Consider the following 22987-nt stretch of genomic DNA (forward strand, 5'->3'; position numbering starts at 1 on the left):
GACGGCGGCCCGCGCCGCCGCGGCGAGGCCGGCGGTGACCGCGCCCCAGGCGAAGCGGCTCATCGCCAGGCTGCGGCGGGTCCGGTCCGCCGCTCCGCCGGCCGGATCGGAGAAGGCGCCGTCCTCGGTGAGCCGGGCGCCGTCGGCCAGCCAGCGGTGGCGGGGCACCCGGACGCGGTCGAAGCGGACGGTGGCGTAGTCCAGCGGCAGCAGCGCGGTGGGCGGACGGGGAGTGACGGTCACTCCGCTTGACGGTCCGTTCTCGTCCCTGAGCGTGACCAGGAAGAGGAAGACCCCTCGGTCGGTGCCGTCGACCCGCAGCCGGGCGCTCACCACCCCCGTCCGGGAGATGCCCTCCTCGCCCACGTTCGGCGGGTACTTGGCCGCTGCGGCGTCCGGGGTGTGCAGGACGAAGTCGCCGCTCGCGCGGTCGAGGACGGCTTCGGTCCGAATGTCGGAGCTGCTGTTCCCCCGGCCCAACTCGGTCATCAGGGCCGCGCCGATCGAGCGGCCCTGGGCCAGTTCGGCGATGTCGCCGCTCGTCGCGCCGTAGTCCAGCGCGGCGCCCAGGGTCATGCAGTGGTGCAGGAACATGAGGTGGAAGAGCCTGGGATCGGCGGCGGCGGTGACTTCGAGCAGCGCCCTGAGGCCGGGCTGGTCGGTGGTCAGCAGGGGTTCGCCGCCGCCGGTCCGGGCGGTGATGCGGCGCAGCGCCGGATAGGGCGCCGGGCCAGGCCGGCCGGCGCCGGCTCGCAGGACGGCTTCGGCCAGCGTGTCGTGGGCGTCGCTCACTGGGTGGGCTCCTTGGCGGGGGTGGGGCGGCGCGGCAGGCCGGGGCAGGCCCAGGAGTCGATCGCCCGGGCCACCGAGGCCGCGTCCTCGGTCAGCATGGTGAAGTGATCGCCTGGGACGTCCACTCGGGTGTGGGGGAGCGGCCAGTGGGCCGCCAGGGCACCGATCCCGTCCAGCGGGCGTTCGGCCCGGACCAGCAGCGTCGGTGGGGACGCGCCGGTGTCGGAGCCGTCCGGGCCGCCGTCCGTGAGACCGTCCAGCAGGCGCAGGTACGCGCCGGTCGCGGTGAGCCGGGTGGGGTTGACGGGTTCGGCCGCGAGCGAGCCGGGCCGCTGCCGCTCCTCCAGGAGGGCGAGGACGGCGGGGAGGGTGACCGTGCTGAACTCGTGCTCCGGCCAAGGGGTGTCGAGCAGGACGAGACCGGCCGCCGGCCGCCCGATCGACCCCACGTGCTGTGCGAGGGCCTGTGCGACGAGCCCGCCCGAGGAGTGGCCGCAGAGCAGGACCGGCCGGTCGCCCGTGTAGCGCAGTGCGCTCTCGGCGTGCGCGGTGACGAGCGCGTGCGCACTGTCCGGCAGGCGCTCGCCCGCGGCGAACCCCGGCAGCGGGAGCACCGCCGTCTCCCAACCGGGCAGGCACCGCGCCAGCTGCGCGTACTCGTGCGGGCCGCCGGTCGGGAGTACCGACGGAAGGCAGAGCAGCACCGGTGCCGGTCCGCGTGAGCCGCCCGGCAGGCGGACGGCGGCCGGTGCGTTCTCGGTGCCCGCGGAGCCGTCGAAGGACGGCCGCAGCCGTGAGGCGGTCCGCAGCAGGTCGGCGGCGACCGTGCCCAGGCCGCTGCGGCAGGCGTGCCGGTACAGGGCGTCCAGGCCGTCGGGCAGGTCTGCGGTGGGTCCGGCGGACGCGGTCCGCTGCTGACGGCCCCGCAGGTGCGCGGCGAGCAGCGCGGGGGTCGGGTGGTCGAAGACGGCGGTGGCTGACAGGGCGATGCCCAGGGTGTGGCTGAGCCGGGTCCGCAGTTCGACGGCTGCCATCGATCCGGTGCCCAGCTCCTGGAAGGCCGCGTCGGCGGGCAGCCGGGTGCCTGCGGGGTGGCCGAGCACGGCGGCGGTGTGGGCCAGGACGAGGGGCAGCAGATCCTGGTCGTGCGATTGCCGACGGCCCGGCTCCGGCAGGGGCGGTGCTTCGGCGCCGGCCCGGCCGGGGCGCTGATCTGTCGTCAGCCAGTACTGCCGACGCTGGAAGGGATAGGTGGGGAGGTCGATGTGCTCGCCCCGCACCCCGGTGAACGCGGCGGTCCAGTCGACCGGTGCGCCACCGACCTGGGCGCGCGCCGCCGACAGCAGGAACTGGCGTGGACCGTCTGCCTCCTGGCGCAGTGTGCCGACCGTCGTGGCGGTGACTCCGGCGGCCTCCGCCGTCTCCTCGACAGCCTGGCTCAGCACGGGGTGCGGGCCGATCTCGATGAACCGGCGGTGGCCCTGCCGCAGCAGGGACTGGATCGTGTCGCGGAGCCGGACCGGCTGCCGCAGGTTGCGGTACCAGTAGTGGGCGTCGAGCCGGGAGCAGTCCAGGGGGCCGGGGCCCGGTTCGACCGTGGAGAAGAACGGAACGCGGCCCGGACGGGCGCCGACTCCTGCCAGGCTCGCGGTCAGGGCCTCCTCCAGGGGCTCGACCGCCGCGCTGTGCGACGCGTAGCCGACCGGCAGCATCCGGGCCCGCACGCCGTGTTCGGCGAGTTCGGCGACGAACTCCTCGACGGCCGTGACGTCTCCGGCGACCACCGCGGACCGCGGGGAGTTCTCCGCGGCCAGGGCCAGTCCGGTACGCCGGGCCAGCCGGTCGGCGAGTTCCCGCGCGGGCAGGCCCACCGCCGCCATCCTGCCGGGCGCCAGCTGCCGCACCGCCCGCGCGCGGACCGCCACGATCCGGGCCGCCTGCGCCAGCGGGAGCGCGCCGCAGACGTGGGCGGCGGCGATCTCGCCCTGGCTGTGCCCCACCACCGCGTCCGGGTGGACACCGAAGGAGCGCCAGAGGGCGGCCAGCGAGACCATCACGGCGAAGAGGGCCGGCTGGGCGACGTCGTCGCGTTCCAGCGGCGGCGCGCCGCTCTCGCCCCGCAGCACGCTCGCGAGCGAGAAGCCGAGGTGCGGCGCGAGCGCCCGCTCGCACTCCTGGACCGAACGGGCGAAGACCGGGAAGGCGTCCAGCAGGTCGGCGGCCATGCCCGGCCACTGCGCGCCCTGGCCGGGGAAGACGAAGACCGTCCCGCCACGCTGCCCCGTGCTCCGGCCCTGCACGACGTCGGCCGACCACCGGCCGGACGCGACGGCGGCCAGAGCGTCGCGCAGCTCGTCCCGGTGCCGCCCCACGACCACGGCCCGGTGCTCGAAGGTGGACCGGGACCGGGCCAGGGCGGCCCCGATCGCGGCCGGGCCGGGGGAGACGTCCGCCCCGGTGGCCGCCGCGAGCCGCTGCGCCGCGGCGCGCAACGCCTCGTCGCTGCGCGCGGACAGCAGCCAGGGAACGGCGGGATCCACCGGCTGGTCCGCCGCCGGCCCGGGCCCGGTGGGGTCCTGCTCCGGCTCTTGGAGCGACACCGGCGGCGGCTCGGTGAGGATGACGTGGGCATTGGTCCCGCTGATGCCGAAAGCCGAGACCCCGGCACGGCGTGGGCGGGCCGAGACCGGCCAGGGCCGCGCACGGTGCAGCAGTCGGACGGCCTCGTACGCCGCGTCGTCCTGCGGCTGCGGGAGGTCGGCCACCGGTGCGCCGCTGTCCACGTGAAGGGTGCGGGGCAGCAGGCCGTGCCGCAGGGCGAGCACCACCTTGATCACTCCGGCGACCCCGGCCGCCGCCTGGGTGTGACCGATGTTCGACTTCACCGACCCGAGCCGGAGCGGGTGTTCACGCGGCCGGCCCGGGCCGAAGACGGCCCGCAGCGCGCCCGCCTCGACCCGGTCCCCCAGCGGGGTCCCGGTGCCGTGCGCCTCCACGGCGTCGATCTGGTCGGCGGTGAGGTTGGCGTCGGCCAGGGCCAGCCGGATGACCTGCTGCTGGGCGGGCCCGCTGGGGGCGGTCAGTCCGTTGCTGGCGCCGTCCTGGTTGACCGCCGATCCGGAGACCACCGCGAGCACCGGGTGGCCGTGCGCGCGGGCGTCGGAGAGCCGCTCCAGCACCAGCACCGCGGCTCCCTCGCCCCAGCCCGCGCCGTCGGCGTCGGCGGCGAAGGCCCGGCAGCGTCCGTCCGGGGACAGTGCTCGCTGCCGGGCGAAGTCGACGAAGGACGCCGGGGTGGCCATCACGGTCGCCCCTCCGGCGAGGGCGAGGTCCACCTCGCCGCGGCGCAGGGCCTGGACCGCGAGGTGGAGGGCGACCAGGGAGGACGAGCAGGCGGTGTCCACGGTGAGGGCCGGTCCGGTCAGGCCCAGGAGGTAGGCGAGCCGCCCGGACGCCACGCTCGGGGCGTTGCCGGTGAGCAGGTGTCCGTCGTAGAGCTCGGGGGCTTCGTGCAGCCTCGGTGCGTAGTCGGAGGGCATCAGGCCCAGGTAGACCCCGGCGGGCTTGCCGCGCAGCCCGGCCGGGGCGGTCCCGGCCCGCTCCAGGGCCTCCCAGCCCGTCTCCAGCAGCAGGCGCTGCTGCGGGTCCATGCCCAGTGCCTCCCGCGGGGAGAGGGCGAAGAACGCGGCGTCGAAGGCCCCGGCTCCGCCGTCCTCGGTGAGAAAGCTTCCGCCGCGGGCGGTGGTGCGGCCGGCTCGGCCCGGCTCCGGGTCGTAGAGGCGGGCCAGGTCCCAGCCGCGGTCCTGGGGGAAGCCGCCGACCGTCTCCAGACCTGCGGCGAGCAACTGCCACAGGCCCTCCGGTGTGTCGATCCCCCCGGGGAAGCGGCAGCCGATGCCGGTGATGACGACCGGATCGTCACCGGACGCGGGGAGCCGGGGGCGGGTCCGGGGTCCGGGGTGGGGCGCTTCGGGGGCTGCCCGTCGGTTCGGCCCGGCGGCTATCCAACGGGCCAGTTCCCAGGGCGACGGGTGGTCGAAGGCGGCTGTGCTCGGTAGCCGCTGTCCGGTGAGGGCGGAGAGCCGCGCCGCGAGTCGTACGGCTCCGGCGGAGTCCAGGCCCAGCTCCCTGAAGGGTGTCCGGGGGTCGGCGGTGCCCTCCGCCGGGCGCCCGGTGACCGCGGCGATCTCGGCCTCGACCTGGGAGAGCGCCGCCTCCAGCGCTGCCGTCGTGGGCGACGGCAGCGGTGCCGGGTCGGCGTCCGGTGGGTCGGCGTCCGGTGGGCCAGGGTCCGTCGGGCCCACCAGCAGCGGGGCGAGCCGCGCCCGGGCCACCTTGCCCGTCGGCGTCACCGGGATCCGGTCGACGATCAGCAGTTCCAGCGGCCACTTGTAGGGGGCCACCCCGGTCTCGGCGAGCCTGGCGTGCACCTGCGCCAGTTCGAGCGTGTGCCCCTGCCGTAGCGCTGCCAGCAGCACGGGGTACTCGCCCAGCCTGTCGTCGGCGCGTGCGGCCACCGCGAGGGCCTGCGGCTGGGGCAGGCCGCTGAGCACCGTCTCGACCTCCGAGGCGGTGAACTTCAGCCCGCCGACGTTGATGAGTTCGGCATCGCGGCCCCGGTAGGAGAAGGTGCCGTCGGGGTTGCGCCGGGCCCGGTCGCCGGTGCGCAGCCAGCCGTCCGGGGTGAAGGCCGCCCGGGTGGCCTGCGGATCGTCGAGGTAGCCACGGAACGAGTACGGGCTGCGGTACTGGAGTTCGCCGGTCTCCCCGTCGGGGTACGGCGTGCCGTCGGGCCCGGCCACCTGTGCCTGAGCGCCGGGAACCGGCCGCCCGATGCTGTGGGCCGCCACCTCGACCGGGTCGTCCGGCCCGGTCGTGGTACCCGCGCCCAGCTCGGACATGCCCCACTGCACGACCGTCGTCGCGCCCAGCACCCCGCGGATGCGGGCGACCAACTCGGCGGGAACGGCGGCCCCACCGGTCCTGACCTCCCGCAGGGTGCCGCGCTGCTCCCCGGGGGACCGGAGCACGTCACGCAGCTGCGCGGGGACGGCGAACAGGACGCTCGCCGCGCTGTCGCGGGCCAGCCGCCCGAAGGCGGCCACGTCCCAGCGCGGCAGCAGGGCCTGCCTGCCGCCGGTGAACAGGCTGAGGTGGACGGAGAGCAGACCGAACAGGTGGGTGAACGGGCTGGCGCTGATCAGCACGTCGTCGTGGGAGGCGAGGCTCTGCCCGGCGACCGCCTCGGCGTTGGCGAGCAGGCCCGCGTGCGCGTGCAGGCAGAGCTTCGGGCGCTCGGAGGTGGTGCCCGAGGACGGCATCAGCACGAAGGGCAGATCCGGCGTCACCAGCACAGGCCTTGGCCGGGAACCGATATGGCGGTCCATCAGCTCATCGAGGCCGATGTGCCCGGCATGCAGCTCCCCTCCGACGAGCAGGACGCGATCGAGGGCCGGGAGCCGGGCCGGCGAGATCCGGTCGGTGGCGTCGCCCCGGGCCGGGTGCCCGGCCGGGCGGATGAGGACTCTGGCCCGTGCCCGGGTCAGCAGGGACTCGGCCTCGCGCTCCCCGAGCGCCAGGTGCAGCGGGAGCAGCACCGCGCCGAGTTCGGCCACGGCCAGGTGGGCGACCAGGAACTCCCAGCAGTTGGGCAGTTGGACCGCCACCACGTCCCCGGTGCCGATGCCCGACTCCTGCAGCGCGGCGGCCAACGCGTACGACTCGGCCCGCCAGTGGGACCAGGTGCGCGCACGGCCCGCGTCGAGCACCGCGACCGTGTCGGGGAGGCGGTCGACCACCGCGTCGAACAGGGCGGGGAGGGTGTGGCGGCGCGCGGGGTCCCCGAAGGCGGCGACGAGGTAGTCGTCGGTGGTCACGGTCATCTGCCCGCCCCCGGAACGCCGTTGGCCGGTCGGCGGCGGGCCCGGAGCAGGAAGCCGTCCAGGGGCGGCGGGCCGGGCGCCGTCAGCCGCAGGCCGGCCGCCTCCGGCAGTTCGGCCGGCGCGGCGGTGAAGAGCGGCGCAGCCGCGTGGATGAGCGTGCAGTGACGCGCCAAGTCGGCGCGCTTCCTTGGCCCGACGGTCGGCGGCAGCTCAGCGAGGATGTCTTCGAGCCGGGCCGAGCGGATGAGTCCGACGGTTTCCTCGAGTACCGCGAGGTCCGCCGGGTCGATCACGGGCCGGTCGGTGGTTCGGTGCGTCAAGCTGCTCCCTCGTCCCGGTCGCTGTGCCGGCCGCCGTGCGGGTGCCGCCGACGCCTGCCTCTGCCGGCCACGGCGAAGCTAGCACCGCGGCTCCCCGCCGTGTGGTGCGGGCGACGAAATCCGGGCAGCCGGAGCACCCTTCCGCCCGGGCCCGGGCCCGGGCACGTGTCGGCACCGGTGACGGCGAACGTCACGGCGCCCGCACCGTCCGTGGAACCGGCCCCGCCGCCGCCCCGAAGTCCGTCGCTCAGCGGTGCAAGTCCCACAACGGCGACTCCGAGGCCACCACCGGTAGTGCCGAGTGCACAGCGCCGCGCCAACCGGGGTGCACCGTGCCCTACCCAAGGGTCATCCGGATCGCGACAGTGGAGCACCACGATCGACCGACAAGGACAATGAGATGCCGGAGTTGTCGACCGCACAGCGACGAGCGCGCGGAGCTGCCGTCCTGGGTGCAGGCGTCGTCGCCACGGTCATGATCCGACTCAGCGCCCGGAGGCGCGGCGAGTCGCATGGCCGTCACACAAGATCCAGAACCGCGAACGAGAACGTACGGGTCGCACGCGTCGCCGCGACCACGGCTGCGCCGAGCGTGGAGCAGCCGAAGAGTCGGTGGGTGGTCTTCCTGGGCTACGGACTCCTGGCAGTCGCGACCCAGGCGCTCTTCGTGAACTACGCACCCGTGACGCAGGACGCCGCGCGGCACTTCGGCGTTTCCGTCGGCGAGATCGGCTGGCTCTCCCAGGTCTTCCCGCTGATCTACGTCCTGCTGGCCGTCCCCGCCGGCATCGCGCTCGACCGGTTTCTGCGTCCAGCCCTCGTGATCGGCGCGGTGCTCACCGCGTCAGGGGCGTTTCTGAGACTGGTTGCGGACGATTTCACCTGGGCGTTCGTCGGCCAGGTCGTCGCCGCGGTGGGACAGCCCTTCATCCTGAACGCCGTACCGGGTCTTGCCGCGGGCTACCTGGCGGAACGGCACCGTGCCACCGGGATCGCCGCCGCGTCCTCCGCCACGTTCGCCGGCATGGTCCTGAGCTACCTGCTCGGCGCGTTCCTGCCTGGTGAGAGCCAGATCCGCACCCTGACCCTCATCACAGCCCTGATCGCCATGGACGCGGGGCTGTGTCTCATCGCGGCACTTCGCTTCCCGCCGCATGCGAACCGCGAGTCCGCGGCCGCGACCGGCGGCCTCCGTGCCTTTCGCGCGGCGTTCGGCAATCGATACGTACGACGTCTGTGTGCGGTCGTCGCCATCCCCATGGGCACGTTCATCGCACTCGCGACGTTCGTGCAACCGCTGTTGGCGCCGGCAGGCGTCCCTGAGTCCACCGCCGGCCTCATCCTCGCGCTGACCATGATCGCCGGGGTGATCGGCTGTGCTGTCGTGCCGGTCTGGGCAGATCGGCGCGGCCGCGAGATCGATGTCATGGGTGTCGCGATCGCTTTCACCGCTGTGGCCTGCCTGCATCTCGCCCTGATCCCCAGCACACTCACGGCCTTTCTCACCCTCACCGGGACGGGCTTCGTGCTGCTCCCCGCTCTTCCCATCGTGCTGTCCCTGAGCGAGCGACACGCGCCCGAAGCCGAGAGCACGGCGGCTGGACTCATCTGGATGGCGGGCAATCTCGGAGGGGTACTGCTGGCGACGGCAGTCGGACTGTTCGTCACCCGCCCCGCGATGGCCTTCACGGCCCTGCTGACCGCCACCCTGCTCGCTCTCCCGGCCCTGCACTGGTTCAGGAAGCTGGAGCACCAAGTCGGCCCCGGTGCCGTGAGTTCAGCTTGAACCGGTCGCGATGTCGGGCGCGATGTCCAGCACGAGGAGCGCGGCCGCCACGTGGGTCGGGTTGTCCTCCACCTTGACCGCCGAGAGCTCGTTCGCGCGCGAGACCCTCCGCTCGACGGTGTTCCGGTGCGCGTAGAGGTTGGCGGCCGCCCGGGTGGTGTTGAAGCCGCACTGCACGTAGGTGAGGAGTGCCTGCCGTAGTGCCGGGTCGGCTTCGACCAGCGGACCGAGGGTGTTGAGGACGAACCGGCGGGCGCCGGCCCGATCCTTGGTGAGCGCGTCGATCAGCTCGACGTCGGCGTAGGCGAGGAACTGCCGATCGGACCCAAGCCGGATGACCAGTGCCTGCGCCGCGAGAGCGTCCTGGTGACTGGACCGGAACCCTTCGAGACCATGCCCAGGCCTTCCCACCGCCCCGCGAACCTCGTCAGCCGTCGCCATGACCTTCTCCACTGGGTGAAGGTCCGGGATGCCTGCTCCCGAGAGCCAGATCCAACGCGACGTGGCGCTGGCACGCGCCACCAGGGCGCTTCGACCCGAAGCGACGGAACGCACGGCCGAGACCGCCTCGTCCAGAGCGTCGACCTGCCGGGGGTCGTCGATCCACAGCACGAGACCGATGTGCCAGCGCGCCATCCGGTAGTGCAGGCGTCCTTCGGCGAGATCCTCCGCCATCGGCGCCCCGCCGGCGATCAGCTGGATCAGGGCGATCGCGTCGGCGTCCGCATTGCCCATCGCCGCGGCGAGGCCGGCTTCGCGCAGGGCCAGGACCGAGTCGAGGGCGTACTGCACCAGCGACTTCGCCGACACGTCCAGGACGCCGACCAGGAGGTCACGGTCGGCGCAGTGCGCCGCGCACTCCTCCAGCCACCGCCGCCATCCGATCCCCAGGGCCACGCGCCAGGCACCGGCGAAGTCGGGCGCGATGCCACGGGAGACGAGGTCATTGATGTACGCCGTGGTCCTCGGGCCCACGTAGGGCTCCACCCGCCGTCCCGGCTGCTGGATGTTCGCCGTCAGCCATTGGAGGAGATCGGAGCGGTTGAGCTCGCGATCCTCCTCGACCAGGGAGGCGTCCGCGAGGAGGGCGGGATCGTTCTGGGCCACGAGAGAAGGCCTTGCGACGGCGTCGAGCAAGGTGTCCGTTTCCGTCAACAGGCGCTGGCACAACGATCTGATCGCGTCGGCGACGTCAAGGGAGGGCGGGGGCCACAGCTCGTCCATATCCGAAGTCTGCTCCTGGCCTTGAAGAGCCGGTGCTCCCGACATGCGCGGCGTCACCGGCAGGGGAGGCGCGAGCCGGCGGCACTGCCCGCAGCGAAGGCGCCCGTCGTCAACCCGCCGACGGCAGCGAGAGGGGCCATCCCGAACGGCGCCACCGCGGCGACGACCGTGCGGACGGTCTGCGGCCCACCGAGCCCGCGGTGCGGCAGGTCGGCCGCGCCTGCCGCACGCGCCGGGGCTTCGCAGCGCCCTGTCGTGGAGAGACCGGCCACGTGACCACCTTTCAGCCGGCCGGCCGGGCGGTGCCGGCTCGCCGGGGTCGGACGACGAGTAACTGGGTCGGTGCGGCCACCTGAGCCGGACCGGCGCGTCCTCCGCCGCCGTGGGGCGGCGAGATCCGCGTTCTGCCCCTCCGACGCCACAGGCACTCCTCCGGGCTCCGGACCCGTGGTGACCGCGGTGGGTGATGAGTACCGGTAATCGCCGCAAAGCTCTATCACGCCCGTGATGTCACGACAAGGGCCTGCGACAAGGCCTGCGACAAGGCCTGCGACAAGGCCTGCGGCGAGGCGGGCCGCTTCGGAGACGTCCCCGGGCGCCCGGCTTCTCGAAGCGCCGGGGGCACGTCGGCCGGCGGGGTGTTCGGCTGTCGACGGCGGCTCGGGGCGGCGCCGCCGGGCCGGCTGGTGCATCGTGCACCGGGCCCGGTGCGAAGCAGGTGCGCGCTGTCGTTCTCACCGGTGGCCGTGGCTGGCGACAGTGAGGTCACCACCCCGGGAACAGCGAGGAAACGCCATGACAACTGAGGTGCGTGACGCCGTCGAGGAGTTCGACGTGGTCATCATCGGAGCGGGCATCTCCGGTATCGGTGCGGCCAGCTATTTCAGCCGGGAACTGCCCGGCAAGTCCCTGCTCGTGCTCGAGGGCCGCGACACCATCGGCGGCACCTGGGACCTCTTCCGCTATCCGGGCATCCGCTCGGACTCGGACCTCCACACCTTCGGCTACGCGTTCAAGCCGTGGCGCCACGAAGCCGCGATCGCCGACGCACCGCTGATCCGGGACTACCTCCGGGAGACGGTCGAGGAGAACCACCTGGAGCAGCTCATCAGGCTGCGCCACCGGGTCGTCCGGGCCGAGTGGTCCTCGGACGACCGCCGGTGGACCCTCACGGTCGAGGTGGCCGACCCCGCCGGCGGCGTGAGCGGAACCAGGACCGTCCGGGCCGGGTGGGTGTTCGCCGCCACCGGCTACTACCGGTACGACGAGGGATTCTCCCCCCTGTTCCCGGGACGCGACGACTTCGAGGGCACGATCGTCCATCCGCAGCACTGGCCCGAGGGCCTGGACTACAGCGGCAAGAAGGTCGTGGTCATCGGCAGCGGCGCGACCGCGATCACGCTGGTGCCGGCGATGGCCACCGGGCCGGGTGCCGCCCGGCACGTGACGATGCTCCAGCGCACCCCGACGTACGTCCTGGCACTGCCCCGCGTCGACAAGCTCGCCCTGGCGCTCACGAAGGTGCTGGGGGAGGAGCGCGGGTACGCCGTGACGCGGTTCAAGAACATCTGGATCGACCGCGCCGTCGTCAAGGGACTGCGGACGTTCCCGAAGGCCGGGCGCCGGTTGATCCGGCGCGAGAACATCAAGCGGCTGCCCAAGGGGTTCGACGTCGACAAGCACTTCAACCCGCCGTACGACCCGTGGGACCAGCGGCTGTGTCTGGCACCGGACGGCGACTTCTTCGACGCGATCAAGAAGGGTTGCGCGAGCGTCGTCACCGACACGATCACGCGGTTCACCAGCCGCGGCGTCGTGCTGAGCTCGGGGGAGGAGCTGGAGGCGGACGTCATCGTCACCGCGACGGGGCTGAACCTGCAGCTCTTCGACGGCATGCCGATCGTGGTCGACGGCAGCGAGATCGACCTCGCGGACTCGGTCAGCTATCGCGGCATGCTGCTGAGCGGGATCCCCAACTGGGCGATGGCGATCGGCTACACGACCTCGTCGTGGACGCTCAAGGTGAGTCTGATGTGCCGGTACTTCATCGACCTCGTGCGGCACATGGACGCGCACGGGTACGACCGGGTGGTCCCGGTCGCGCAGCCCGGGATGGAGTACAGGCCCGTCATGGACCTCCAGGCCGGCTACGCCAGGCGCGGCGAGAAGCTCCTGCCCAAGCAGGGGCTCGAGAAGCCCTGGCGGATGGCGATGTCCTACCCCGAGGACGCCAAGGCCCTGCGCGGACCGGTGGCCGACGACAACCTCCAGTTCGGCGCCGGCCGGCCGGCCGCGCACCTGCCCGGCGGGAGGCGAGCGGCCCGTGTCTGAGGCGAGCGGCGCGGGGAGCGCCGACCAGTACGCGGCCCTGCCGTCCGGGATGACGATCTGCTTCCGCGACGTCGGCGACAAGGCCGACCCGGCCATCCTGCTCGTCGCCGGGTTGGGCGAGGACCTCACCTTCTGGACCGACTCGTTCGTCGGTTCGCTCGTCGCCCGCGGCTTCCGGGTGATCGCGATCGACAACCGCGATGTCGGCCAGTCGACGTTCGTCGCCGCACCCCCTCCCGCGCTCTGGCGGCAGATCGCCGCCCGCCCGCGCGGCGATGCCTATGCGCTGGCCGACATGGCCCAGGACGCAGTGGGCGTCCTCGACCATCTCGGGATCTCGCGGCCGCACCTCGTCGGGCGGTCGATGGGCGGGATGATCGCGCAGACGATCGCGGCCACGGCGCCCGAGCGCGTTCTGTCGCTCACGTCCGTCTACTCGACGACCGGGGCGAAGAAGGTGGGCCGGCCGGCGCTGTCGACGATCCGGCTCCTCGCCGCCCCACCGGCGAGGACCAGGACCGAGGCCGTCCGGGCCCATCTGCGGATCACCAGGCACATCGCGGGAACGGGATATCCCATCGACGACGCGGCCGAGGCGGCCCTCGCGGCGCGCGGCTGGGACCGCGCCGCCGGTGACCCGGCGGCCGGCGTGGCGCGCCAGATCCAGGCGATCCAGCGCTCCGGGGACCGGACGGCCCAGTTGAGCGGGATCACGGCCCCGACGTTGGTCATCAACGGCGACCGGGACCTCCTGGTCAACCCGAGCGGCGGCGCCGCGACCGTGCGGGCGATCCGCTCGGCCCAGCACGTGGTCGTTCCCGGCATGGGTCACCACATCCCCGAGGGCCTCGTCGGCCCCGTCACCCAGTACATCTCGCAGCACGCGGCCCGCGTGGGCGAAGGAGGAAACCATGTCCGCATCTCCTGAGCGCGTCTCCAGGGCCACCACGGTCGACGTCGTGGTCGTCGGCGCCGGCTTCGCCGGCCTGAGCGCCGCCGAACGACTGACGAGCGAGGGCCGCTCCGTCCTGGTCGTGGAGGGTCGCGACCGGGTCGGAGGGCGATCGCTCTCCGGCGAGGTGGCAGGAGTGAAGGTCGACCTCGGCGCGACGTGGGTGGCACGGCGCCACACTGCGATCCGGGACCTCGCGAGCCGGGTCGGCTGTACCACGACCGCCCAGTTCAACCAGGGACGCAACGTGCTGTGGATGGCGGGCCGGCGCCGCACCTACAGCGGCACCATTCCCAAGGTCTCCCCCGCGGCCCTGGTGGACATGGCCCGCATCCAGACGGCGGTGAACAAGCTGGTCGCGAGCGTCTACGTGAACGCGGCGTGGGAGTCGCCGGAGGCCGGCCGGCTCGACGCCGTCTCGTTCGGCGAGTGGCTCGACCGGAAGAACGCGCTGCCCAGCACCCGTGCGCTGATGACCGTCGTCAGCAAGGTGCAGTGGGGCTGCGCACCGGGAGACGTCTCCCTGCTGCACGCCCTGCGCTACATCCGTGCGGCGGGCGGCATCGATCACATGCTGGACGTCGAGGGCGGGCAGCAGCAGGACCGGTTCGTCGAGACCACCCAGGAGATCGCCAAGCGGGTGGCGGACCGGCTCGGCGACAGCGTCCGCCTGGCGACACCGGTGCGCCGCATCGCACAGGACGACCACGGCGTCACCGTCCGTACCGACGTCGGCGAGGTCCACGCGAGGTACGCGATCGTCACGGCCCCGCCCGCGCACCGCGTCGACATCGAGTTCGACCCCGCTCTGCCCGAGCAGGCCGAAGGGCTCACGAGGACCTGGCGCATGGGCGTGCTGAGCAAGGCCTTCGTGGCCTACGAGAAGCCGTTCTGGCGGGCCGGCGGACTCTCCGGCGAGGCGCTGACCGACACCGGCACGGTGTTCATCACCTTCGACGTGTCACCGGCCCCCGGCGGGCCGGGCGTCCTGATGGCCTTCTGCGACCCGCGGGTCTTCGACGGCTTCGGCCCGGAGGCCCGACGCAGCCGGGTCGTCCAGCAGCTCGTCGGCCTCTACGGTCCCCAGGCCAGCACCCCGATCGACTACACGGACCACTGCTGGGGATCGGAGCCGTTCGCCCCGGGTGGCCCCAACCCCGCCGTCGCCCCCTACGCGACCGTGAGTTACGGCAAGGCGCTGACCGAGCCCCACGGGCGCATCCACTGGGCCGGCACCGAAACCGCCGGGGAATGGGCCGGCAGCATGAACGGCGCGGTCCTGACGGGCCAGCGCGCCGCCGAGCGCATCACCGCCCTCCTGTCCCGCGACGTCCGAGAAGGGGCGCTGAGATGAGGGAAGCGCTGTTCCTGCTGGCAGACCTGTGGATGATCTTCGCCGGCTACTTCTACGGATGGACGTTCATCCGCCGCTACGGCAACTACCTCCTCGGCCTCGAGTGCATGGTCGTCGCCACCTCGGGCAGCAACTTCCTGCTCTGGTCGCTGCTCGGGGCCAACCGCGGCAGCGTCCTGTACGACGTGGCGTACTTCTTCGACGCGTTCTCCAGGTCGGTCGGCATCACGGTCATCCTGATCATGGGTCTGATGATGGTCACCCACCGCTACAGACCGAGCCGAGGCGTCGACATCGCCGTGTTCGGAGCCGCGGTCGTGGCCGGCCTGTTCCTCCGGCCGTTCCACGGCGCGGACCTCCACACCGACCGCGCCGCGTTCTCGGTCGCCGTGTTCTACGTCGTCGTCAATCTCCTCACGGCGGTCTTCCTCGGGTACTTCGTCAAGCGGCTCTGGCAGGCAGGCGCGAGGTGGCCGGCGATCTGGACGGCACTGGTCACGGCCGCCGGGACCGCCATCGCGTTGACCTACGACTTCTTCCCCCTGCCGTTCGACGACGCGAACCGCGCGATCTTCTACACCGCCGCGCTGGCCACGTGGGGCACCCAGATATTCGTCTGCTTCCGCGCCTACCGCGTGCTGCACGACCGCAACGCCGCCCTGGACGCGAACCCGGTCCGCGCAGTCGGAGCCCCCGCATGAACCCCGGACACGAAGAAGGGGCCCGGTCCGAGGACGAGGCGGTCGAGCTGGCGAACGCCACACCCTACGGACTGGGCTCCTACCTGTTCACGACCGACGCCGACCAGGCCGCGCGCGTCGCCGACCGGATCGACGCGGGCATGGTCTTCGTCAACGGCGTCGGCCTCGAAGGCGCCGAACTGCCCTTCGGCGGGGTCAAGCGGTCCGGCTTCGGCCGGGAACTGGGCCGGGCCGGAATCGACGAGTTCGCCAACCGCAAGCTCATCCGCACCGCTGCGACCCGTCCGGCGCAGCCCACGGGAGGAAGCCCGTCATGACCATCGAGTTCGACGCCGCCGTCCTCCGGGCCCCGGGCGCGCCGCTGGCCATCGAGCGGGTCTCCCTCCCCTCGACACCCCCGCCCGGCGAGGTGCTCGTGCGGCTCGGAGCGAGCGGGCTGTGCCACAGCGACCTCCACGCGCTGGTCGGCGAGTGGGAGGTGCCGTCGCCGATGATCCTCGGCCACGAAGGGGCCGGGACGGTCGAGCGCGTCGGCGAAGGCGTCACGACCCTCAAGCAGGGCGACCACGTGGTGCTGTCGTGGACGCCGTCGTGTCGCCGCTGCCGCCACTGCGTCGGCGGCAGGCCGGTCCTGTGCGACATGGTCAGCCGGCACTCGGCGAACCACCTGTCGTTCGACGGCCGATCCCGCGTCACGTCCGCGGACGGGGACGGGGGCGACGTCTACAGTTTCGCCGGCCTGGGAACGTTCGGGCAGTACACCCTGGTGCCCGAGCCGGCGGCGATCGCCGTCCGCCAGGACGCCCCGTTCCCCCAGGCCGCCCTGGTCGGATGCGCCGTCACCACCGGCGTCGGCGCGGCCGTCAACACCGCCAAGGTGCGTCCGAGCGACACCGTGCTGGTCCTCGGCTGCGGCGGCGTCGGCCTCAACGCGATCCAGGGCGCCCGACTCGTCGGCGCCCGGAGGATCATCGCCGCCGACGTCTCCGACGACAAGCTCGAGCAGGCCCGCCGCTTCGGCGCCACCCACGTGATCAACAACCGCAGCGAGGACCTCGCCGAGCGGATCTCCCAGCTCACCGACGGACGCGGCGTGGAGGTGGCCATCGAGGCCATCGGGCTGCCGCGCACCATCGAGGCCGCCTACGCGGTCCTCGCCCGAGGCGGCACGGCGGTGGTCGCCGGGCAGGTGGCGGACGGCGTGCGGATCTCCATCGACCCGTTCGTCATGTCCGACCAGGAGCTCTCCCTCATCGGGTCGAACTACGGCTCCAGCACGCCGGATTCGGACTTCCCCCTGCTGATCGACCACTACCTGGACGGCCGGATCGACCTCGACTCCCTCGTGACGCGCGTGATCGACCTGAAGGACATCAACGAAGGCTTCGACCACCTGAAGCGCGGCATCGGCATCCGCTCGGTGATCACGTACTGAAAGGCAGGGGCAACCGCATGGCCCTGGAATCATCCCGCCTGGCCTTCGAGCGAGCCCGCCGCAGCATCGGCGGGGGAGTGGGGTCGGGCCTGCGCGCCGCGATGCCGCCCCATCCGCTCTTCGTGCGACAGGCCCGAGGCGCGCACGTCTGGGACCTGGACGGCGACCGGTACATCGACTACGTGATGGCCTGGGGGCCGCTCGTCCTCGGGCACGGTGACCCGCGCGTGGTGTCCGCGGTGTCCGACGTCGTGACCAGGATGCAGGTCGTCGGCACCGGCCACCCCTTGGAATACCTCGCGGCGGAGGCGGTCCTGGAGGCCGTCCCGCACGGCGAGCGACTGCTGTGGAGCAACACGGGCACCGAGGCGGTGCAGGTCGCGCTGCGCCTCGCGCGAGCCGCCACCGGGCGCCGCCGCGTCCTCAAGTTCGCCAAGAGCTACCACGGTTGGCACGACACCGTGTACGCCGGGATGTCCGAGGAGGACTGCGATCGCCCCGCGGCCCCCGGCGGGCCGGGACAGTCGACCAGCGTGCTGGACGACCTGGTCGTGGCGCGCTTCAACGACGTGCAGCTGGCCGAGCGCCTGCTGAGCGAGGCCGTCGAGCGCGACATCGCGGCCGTGCTCGTCGACCCGGTGATGAGCAACGCCGGCGTCGAAGCGCCCGCACCGCAGTTCCTGTCGACGCTGCGAGCCCTCTGCGACCGGCACGGCGTCATCCTGATCTTCGACGAGGTGATCGCCGGGTTCCGGATCGCCCGGGGCGGAGCGGCCGAGAAGTACGGCGTGCTGCCCGACCTGTCCGTGTTCGGGAAGGCGATGGCCGGTGGCTTCACCCAGAGCGCCGTCGTCGGCCGGGCGGAGCTGGTCGATCAGGTCACGGCCGGCGTGGTTCATGCCGGAACCTTCAACGCCAACCCGGTCGCCCTGGCAGCCGTCGAAGCGACGATGCGCGTCCTGGCCGATCCCGCGGTCTACGAGCAGCTGGAGAAGACCTCGTCCGAGTTCGAAGCCCTCGTCGGCGGCGCCCTCGGCCCGTCGTCCGACTTCGGCCGCTTCAACCGGGTCGGCTCGCTCCTCCAGTACGTCCCGGCCGGCGGGGCCACCGGACTCCACGGAACCGGCGGGCTCTGGACCGTGATCCTCGAAGGGATGCTGCGTCAAGGCGTCCTGTTCATGCCGTCCGGCAAGGTCTTCCTCAGCACGGCGCACACCACCGCCGACGTCGAGGCGACCGCCGAGGCCCTCGACCGGGTCCTGAGGAAGCGGTGACGTCCGGCTCAAGCCGCCTCGCCTGCCTCGTCCACTTCTCCGCCCACCGCGCCCTGCACGACGTCATGGCGGCACCGGGCCCGCGGCCGACTCAGAAAGCGATCGCACCGTCATGAACATCGACACCATCGAGTACAGCACCTTCACCGGCTGGATCGACCCGCCCACGGACGTCCTCCCGGGCCTCGACGGCGACCTCACGTGCGACGTCGCCGTCATCGGCGGCGGCATGGGCGGCATGGCGACGGCCCTGCGGCTCGCCGAGCGCGGTCGGGAGGTGGTGCTGCTGGAAGCCGAGTTCTGCGGCTACGGCGCCAGCTCCCGCAACGGGGGCCAGATCGCCTCCGTCCCGGGCGGCGACCTGCGACTGCTGAGCCTCTTCTACCCCAGGAAGGTGCCCGGCCTGGTGCAGCTGGCCGAGAACTCGGCGCGCTTCACGGAGGACCTCATCAGGACCCACCACATCGACTGCGACTACGAGCCCAACGGCCTCGCCTTCGCCGCGGTGGGACGAGGACAGATGCTGCGGACGCGGACCATCGCCGCGATCCTCCGGCGCGCCGGAGGGCGGGGAACGGTCGGTACCAGCGAGGAACTCGGCATCCCTCGCACCTTCGTGGGCGGTATGCGGGAAGCCGTGGGCGGAGCACTGAATCCCGGCAAGCTGAGCCGCGGGGTGCGTGGCGCCGTGCTCGCGTCATCGGCGCAGGTGTTCGAACGGACCAGGGTCACCGACGTCAGGCGGGACCGCGGCAAGGTGGTGATCTCGACGCCTCGCGGCAGCGTGCGAGCGAACACGGTCGTGCTCGCGACGAACGCGTACTCGGGCGAGTGGGCCATCACCCCCGAGCGCCTCTCGGTGCCGATGTGGCTCATCGAGATGGAGACGGAGCCGATCGCCCCGGAACGCATCGCCGCGCTGGGCTGGAGCAGTCGATCAGGGGTGATCACCCAGCACCAGATCATGGAGCACTACCGCCTCACCCCGCGCAACACCATCGTGTTCGGCGTCCGCCGCGTCGAACGGGGTGAGCGGTACCCGCTCCCGGCAAAGGCCCCGGACCGGGCCATGGTCGAAGAGCTCGCCGGCGCGTTCGCCAGTCGCTTCCCCGGCCTCGCGGACGTCGCCGTGGCACGCGCGTGGGGAGGCTGGATCGCGATGACCTCGTCCTTCCTGTCGATCGCAGGCCGGATCGAGGACGACGTCTACTACTCGATCGCGTGCAACGGACACGGACTGGCCCAGGCGCCGTACGTCGGGTCACTCATCGCCGACCTGATCGTGGACGGATCGCGACACGAGGACCTGGACGGCATCTGGGCGAAGGAACCGAAATTCCCACCCTTCGTGATGCTGGGTCCGTTCGGCCTGCGCACGGCGTGGGCTGTCGACCGCTTCACCGACATGGTCAACGGCAGCCGGCGCCGCGCCCGGCGCGCCGCCGCCCGTGCGCACTGATCAGCCGTCGCGAGCCGGTCGAGCCGCGTGAACCGCTCCCTCTCCCGCGGCGCGGAACCCTCCGGGACCACCTCCGTCCCCGTGTGATCCCCACCTGCCCCGGGCCAGGCCGTGTGTCCCGTTCCCCGCGGCCTGGCCCGGCCCACCGTCCCGGAAGACACCATGCCGAACCTCTCGGTCCTGCGCGAGGACTCCGCCCGCACGGACCCGAACCGGTACGCCGTGGTTCCCGGGCCCGACACGGCGGACGCACCGGCCGGCCGTCGGACCGGTACGCGATCCGGTGCCGGTCCGTCCTGAGCGGGTGGTGGGTGCCGCCGGCTGTCCCGCCGTGCTTTGAAGGTTGTTGATCACGTCGACGGGTGACGGGCCGCTCGGCGGGGCGCCGGTGATGCCGCGCGGCTGCGGCCGGGTTCCTGGGCTGCCCCGCCGTGAGGCCGGCCGGGGTGGGCCAGTTGGTGGCGCAGGGCATCGAGTCGGGCCAGGTGCGTGTCCAGGGCGGCGGTGGTCTCGCTGCCCAGGGTGCGGACCCGGGTTTCGAGGTCTGCCAGTTTCCGGAGGATGGGCTGCCACCGGTCCGGGCCGGTGGTGTGGGGGTCAGGCGCGTCGTTGGTCGCTGTCATCGCGGAGTCGGTCGGTCTGGCGGGTGAGGTCGTCGAGTCGGTCGGCGAGATCGGGGTGGGCGGTGGCGAGGTGGGGCCGGATCTCGGCCAGGGGGGCTATCAGGTCGGCGGGGTCGGCGGCGCCGAGGGCGGTGGTGAGTGCGGTCAGCGCGGGCCCGGCGGCCGGGACGTGGCCGGAGGCGGCGGTGATCTGGGCGGCCAGGACACGCAGGGCGGCGCCGTGGTCGCGGGCCCAGGCGCTGACGGCGCGGTCGGCGGCCCGGCGGTCGCGTACGGCCTTGACGCGCTCGGCTCCGGTCTCCCCGGGTGCGGTGGTGCCGGCGGGGCGCAGGCGCAGGTAGCGGTTCTCGGCGGCCTGGCGGCTGGCGACGCCCATGGGGCGGGCGAGATCGGTCCAGGTGGCGCCGCCGGCGCGGGCGGCCTCGACCAGCGGGGCCTCCCAGCCTGCGAGCTGGGTGCGCAGCTCGCGCAGCAGGACCAGGGCGGCCAGTGCCTGTTCGGCACCGTCCTCCACGGTGTCCTGGGTGGCGGCGTGGGGTGCGCGGGCGGTGCGGACGACGTCGTCGATGGAGGCGAGTGCCGCGGCGGCGGCAAGGAAGGAGACCGGCCCGGGGCCGGGTTCGGGCTTCGGGGGCTTCGTAGTCATGACGTCATTCTACCGATGACACACTCCGCTTGTCGTTGAATGGACGACGTGCTACAACGGTGTCAGGTGAAGCGCACTGGCACCCATCGATCAGTGGAGGTGTTTCGCAATGCTGATGCGCACTGACCCGTTCCGCGAGCTGGACCGGCTGACCCAGCAGTTCCTGAACACGACCGGCACCTGGTCGCGTCCGACCCCGATGCCGCTGGACGCCTACCGCGCCGGTGACGAGTACGTGATCTGCTTCGACCTGCCCGGGGTGGACCCGCAGGCGATCGACATCGACGTCGAACGGAACATGCTGACCGTCAAGGCCGAGCGCCGCCCCCGCCGCGAGGGCGAGGGCGAGGGCGTGAAGTGGGAGCTCTCCGAGCGCCCGCTCGGCGTGTTCTCCCGGCAGGTCATGCTCTCCGACACCCTCGACCCGGAAGGGATCACCGCCGACTACGACGCCGGCGTGCTGACCTTGAAGATCCCGGTCGCGGAGAAGGCCAAGCCCCGCAAGATCGCGATCAGCCACAGCGGCGACCGCAAGCAGATCCGGGCCTGACCGGCCACGCCCAGACCGTCCCGTGCCGCCCCTGATCCCCCCCGAGGGGCGGCGCGGGACACTCCCGCCCCTTCCGCTCTCCCGCCCGCCGCGGCGGGCGGGAGGGACTGCGAGCCCTGCGATGACCACCCTGCTGAGCCCGTTCACGGTCCGAGCGCGCGGTGAGATCGACCTCGACACCGCCCCGCGCCTCCGCCGCGAACTGGAACGCGCGCTCGACGAACACCCCGTGGTGGCGCTCGACCTGTCGCAGGTCACCTTCATGGACTGCGTGGGCCTCGGCGCCCTCATCCAGGCTCGCGACCAGGCCGACCACAGCGGACGCCGTCTCATCCTGTACGGCATCAGCCGCCCCGTGGCCCGCCTCCTCAAGCTCACCGGCCTCACCCGTCGCCTGACCCCCGTCCCCGGTCCGGCCGCCGGGAGGGCCCCGTCCACCCCTCACCCGGGAGGAAGGTGAACAACGGTGACGATCCGCTGGGAAGCATTCCTTGACACCGTCCGCGAACGCGGCGAGTACAGCACGCCCGAGGAAGCGGAGGGTGCGGCCCGCGTCGTGCTCGCCCTGCTCGGCGCCCACCTCATCGGGCAGGTCCGCGTCGACCTCGCCGCCCACCTGCCCGAACACCTCGCCCTGATCCTGCTCAGCCCGCTCCAGGCCGCCGCACCGCTCAGCCCCGAACGGTTCGTGCGCGCCACCGCCGCCTGGATCGAGGGCGCCACCGAGGCCACCGCCCTGTGGGACATCGGTGCCGTCCTGTCCACCGTCGCCGACGCCGCCGGCGACGACCTCATGGAGCAGATCCTGCTCCAGCTCCCGCCCGGCTACGACACCCTCTTCGGCCGCCCCGCTGCCTCCGGCCGACACCCCTGACCGCCGCACCTGCGCGGCAGCCCACCAGGAAGGCCACCCGCCATGACCCGCCACCGCCGCCTGATCCAGCGACTGCGCACCCTCGGCCGCTACCCCAGCGACGAGCAGGCCGAACACGTCCTCGACACCGTCCTGGGCATACTCGGCTCCCAGCTGGCCGGCGACGAACGCTGCGCCCTCGCCGCCGCACTGCCCGAACACGCTCGCGCCACCCTCGTCACCCCCATCCCCCTCGGGCGCCCCGCCACGGCCCCCGCCTTCGTCGAAGCCGTCGCGCGCAACCTCAACACCACCCTCGCCACCGCCCGCTGGGACGCCTCCTGCGTCCTCACCGCCCTCGCCGACCTCGTCGGCGACGACCTCACCGCCCGACTCCTCGACTACCTGCCGCGCGGCTATGCCCTCCTGTTCGGCCGCGCCGACCTCGCCCCCGCCGCCGCCTGACCCCGCACCGGGTGGGCGGTCGCCCGCACCGAGGGAGGAATGAAAGCCCCCATACCGGGCAAAGAGCGACGAACGAGCGGTGCCACCGCACCGCCGACGGACCACTGGAGGAACCGATGGGTGACCTGTCGAACAAGGCGCAGGAACTGACCGGCAAGGCGAAGGAGAAGACCGGCGACCTGACCGGAGACCAGGAACTCAAGGGCGAGGGCCAGGCCGACCAGGCGGAGTCCAAGGTCAGGCAGGCCGCCGACGACGTCAAGGACGCCGTGCACGGCGCCGCCGACCGGGTGAAGGGCGCCCTCAAGCGCAACGACTGACGTTCGCGCCGAAGGAGGAC

General features: G+C 72.9%; 17 protein-coding genes and 2 pseudogenes. 14 read left to right on the top strand and 5 right to left on the bottom strand.

Going from position 1 to position 22987, the window contains the following annotated elements:
* The 3 genes and pseudogenes from BG452_RS21320 to BG452_RS21330 form a co-directional block, all read right to left on the bottom strand.
* Positions 1–792 (bottom strand): annotated as a pseudogene (locus BG452_RS21320) (acyl-CoA oxidase); the annotation flags it as partial.
* The gene (locus BG452_RS21325) at positions 789–6674 is read right to left on the bottom strand and encodes a type I polyketide synthase (protein WP_188305942.1); all 5886 of its coding nucleotides are present in this window, start codon (positions 6672–6674) and stop codon (positions 789–791) included. The pseudogene BG452_RS21320 and the gene BG452_RS21325, both read right to left, overlap by 4 nt.
* Positions 6671–6994 (bottom strand): hypothetical protein, encoded by a 324-nt coding sequence (locus tag BG452_RS21330; protein WP_188305943.1) that lies wholly within the window; start codon positions 6992–6994, stop codon positions 6671–6673. The genes BG452_RS21325 and BG452_RS21330 overlap by 4 nt, the downstream gene beginning before the upstream one ends.
* 400 nt (positions 6995–7394) lie before the next feature.
* Here BG452_RS21330 and BG452_RS21335 point away from each other — a divergent pair, with 400 nt between their 5' ends.
* Positions 7395–8780, top strand: a complete 1386-nt coding sequence (locus BG452_RS21335) for an MFS transporter (protein WP_223242536.1) — start codon at positions 7395–7397, stop codon at positions 8778–8780.
* Here the strand turns inward: BG452_RS21335 and BG452_RS21340 are convergent.
* Positions 8772–10004 carry a PucR family transcriptional regulator gene (locus tag BG452_RS21340; RefSeq protein ID WP_188305944.1) on the bottom strand — a complete coding sequence of 411 codons (1233 nt, stop codon included), beginning with the start codon at positions 10002–10004 and terminating at the stop codon, positions 8772–8774. The genes BG452_RS21335 and BG452_RS21340 overlap by 9 nt on opposite strands.
* A 795-nt stretch (positions 10005–10799) precedes the next feature.
* Between BG452_RS21340 and BG452_RS21345 the strand changes: the two genes are divergently transcribed.
* The 8 genes and pseudogenes from BG452_RS21345 (at position 10800) to BG452_RS21380 (ending at position 19510) form a co-directional block, all read left to right on the top strand.
* The gene (locus BG452_RS21345; RefSeq protein WP_188305945.1) at positions 10800–12335 is read left to right on the top strand and encodes a flavin-containing monooxygenase; all 1536 of its coding nucleotides are present in this window, start codon (positions 10800–10802) and stop codon (positions 12333–12335) included.
* Complete coding sequence (locus tag BG452_RS21350) at positions 12328–13263, top strand: alpha/beta fold hydrolase (protein WP_317621163.1); 936 nt, start codon at positions 12328–12330, stop codon at positions 13261–13263. Before BG452_RS21345 ends, BG452_RS21350 begins: the two co-directional genes overlap by 8 nt.
* Positions 13247–14641: a flavin monoamine oxidase family protein gene (locus BG452_RS21355; RefSeq protein ID WP_188305946.1), complete on the top strand. Its 1395-nt coding sequence runs from the start codon at positions 13247–13249 to the stop codon at positions 14639–14641. Before BG452_RS21350 ends, BG452_RS21355 begins: the two co-directional genes overlap by 17 nt.
* Positions 14638–15342, top strand: a complete 705-nt coding sequence (locus tag BG452_RS21360; RefSeq protein ID WP_188305947.1) for a transporter — start codon at positions 14638–14640, stop codon at positions 15340–15342. The genes BG452_RS21355 and BG452_RS21360 overlap by 4 nt, the downstream gene beginning before the upstream one ends.
* Positions 15343–15362: 20 nt before the next feature.
* Positions 15363–15659, top strand: a pseudogene (locus BG452_RS21365) (aldehyde dehydrogenase family protein); the annotation flags it as partial.
* Positions 15656–16777, top strand: a complete 1122-nt coding sequence (locus BG452_RS21370) for a Zn-dependent alcohol dehydrogenase (protein ID WP_188305948.1) — start codon at positions 15656–15658, stop codon at positions 16775–16777. The pseudogene BG452_RS21365 and the gene BG452_RS21370, both read left to right, overlap by 4 nt.
* A 17-nt stretch (positions 16778–16794) precedes the next feature.
* Positions 16795–18051, top strand: coding sequence for an aspartate aminotransferase family protein (locus tag BG452_RS21375; protein WP_188305949.1), 1257 nt, complete (start codon positions 16795–16797; stop codon positions 18049–18051).
* Positions 18052–18163: 112 nt separating this feature from the next.
* Complete coding sequence (locus BG452_RS21380; protein WP_188305950.1) at positions 18164–19510, top strand: NAD(P)/FAD-dependent oxidoreductase; 1347 nt, start codon at positions 18164–18166, stop codon at positions 19508–19510.
* A 597-nt stretch (positions 19511–20107) separates the two neighbouring features.
* Here BG452_RS21380 and BG452_RS21385 read toward each other — a convergent pair.
* The gene (locus BG452_RS21385; protein WP_188305951.1) at positions 20108–20779 is read right to left on the bottom strand and encodes a hypothetical protein; all 672 of its coding nucleotides are present in this window, start codon (positions 20777–20779) and stop codon (positions 20108–20110) included.
* Between the two features lie 109 nt (positions 20780–20888).
* Here BG452_RS21385 and BG452_RS21390 point away from each other — a divergent pair, with 109 nt between their 5' ends.
* The 5 genes from BG452_RS21390 to BG452_RS21410 all read left to right on the top strand — a co-directional run bounded on the left by BG452_RS21390 (position 20889) and on the right by BG452_RS21410 (position 22967).
* A complete protein-coding gene (locus tag BG452_RS21390; RefSeq protein WP_188305952.1) occupies positions 20889–21329 on the top strand; it encodes an Hsp20/alpha crystallin family protein in 441 nt (146 codons plus the stop codon).
* Positions 21330–21450: 121 nt separating this feature from the next.
* Complete coding sequence (locus tag BG452_RS21395; RefSeq protein WP_188305953.1) at positions 21451–21789, top strand: STAS domain-containing protein; 339 nt, start codon at positions 21451–21453, stop codon at positions 21787–21789.
* Between the two features lie 6 nt (positions 21790–21795).
* Positions 21796–22203: a DUF2267 domain-containing protein gene (locus BG452_RS21400; protein ID WP_188305954.1), complete on the top strand. Its 408-nt coding sequence runs from the start codon at positions 21796–21798 to the stop codon at positions 22201–22203.
* A 42-nt stretch (positions 22204–22245) separates the two neighbouring features.
* The gene (locus tag BG452_RS21405) at positions 22246–22647 is read left to right on the top strand and encodes a DUF2267 domain-containing protein (RefSeq protein ID WP_188305955.1); all 402 of its coding nucleotides are present in this window, start codon (positions 22246–22248) and stop codon (positions 22645–22647) included.
* 116 nt (positions 22648–22763) lie between these two features.
* Positions 22764–22967 carry a CsbD family protein gene (locus tag BG452_RS21410; RefSeq protein WP_188305956.1) on the top strand — a complete coding sequence of 68 codons (204 nt, stop codon included), beginning with the start codon at positions 22764–22766 and terminating at the stop codon, positions 22965–22967.
* Positions 22968–22987: the final 20 nt, after the last annotated feature.

Source organism: Streptomyces sp. CBMA123 (genome assembly GCF_014596465.1).
Taxonomy (GTDB): Bacteria; Actinomycetota; Actinomycetes; order Streptomycetales; family Streptomycetaceae; genus Kitasatospora.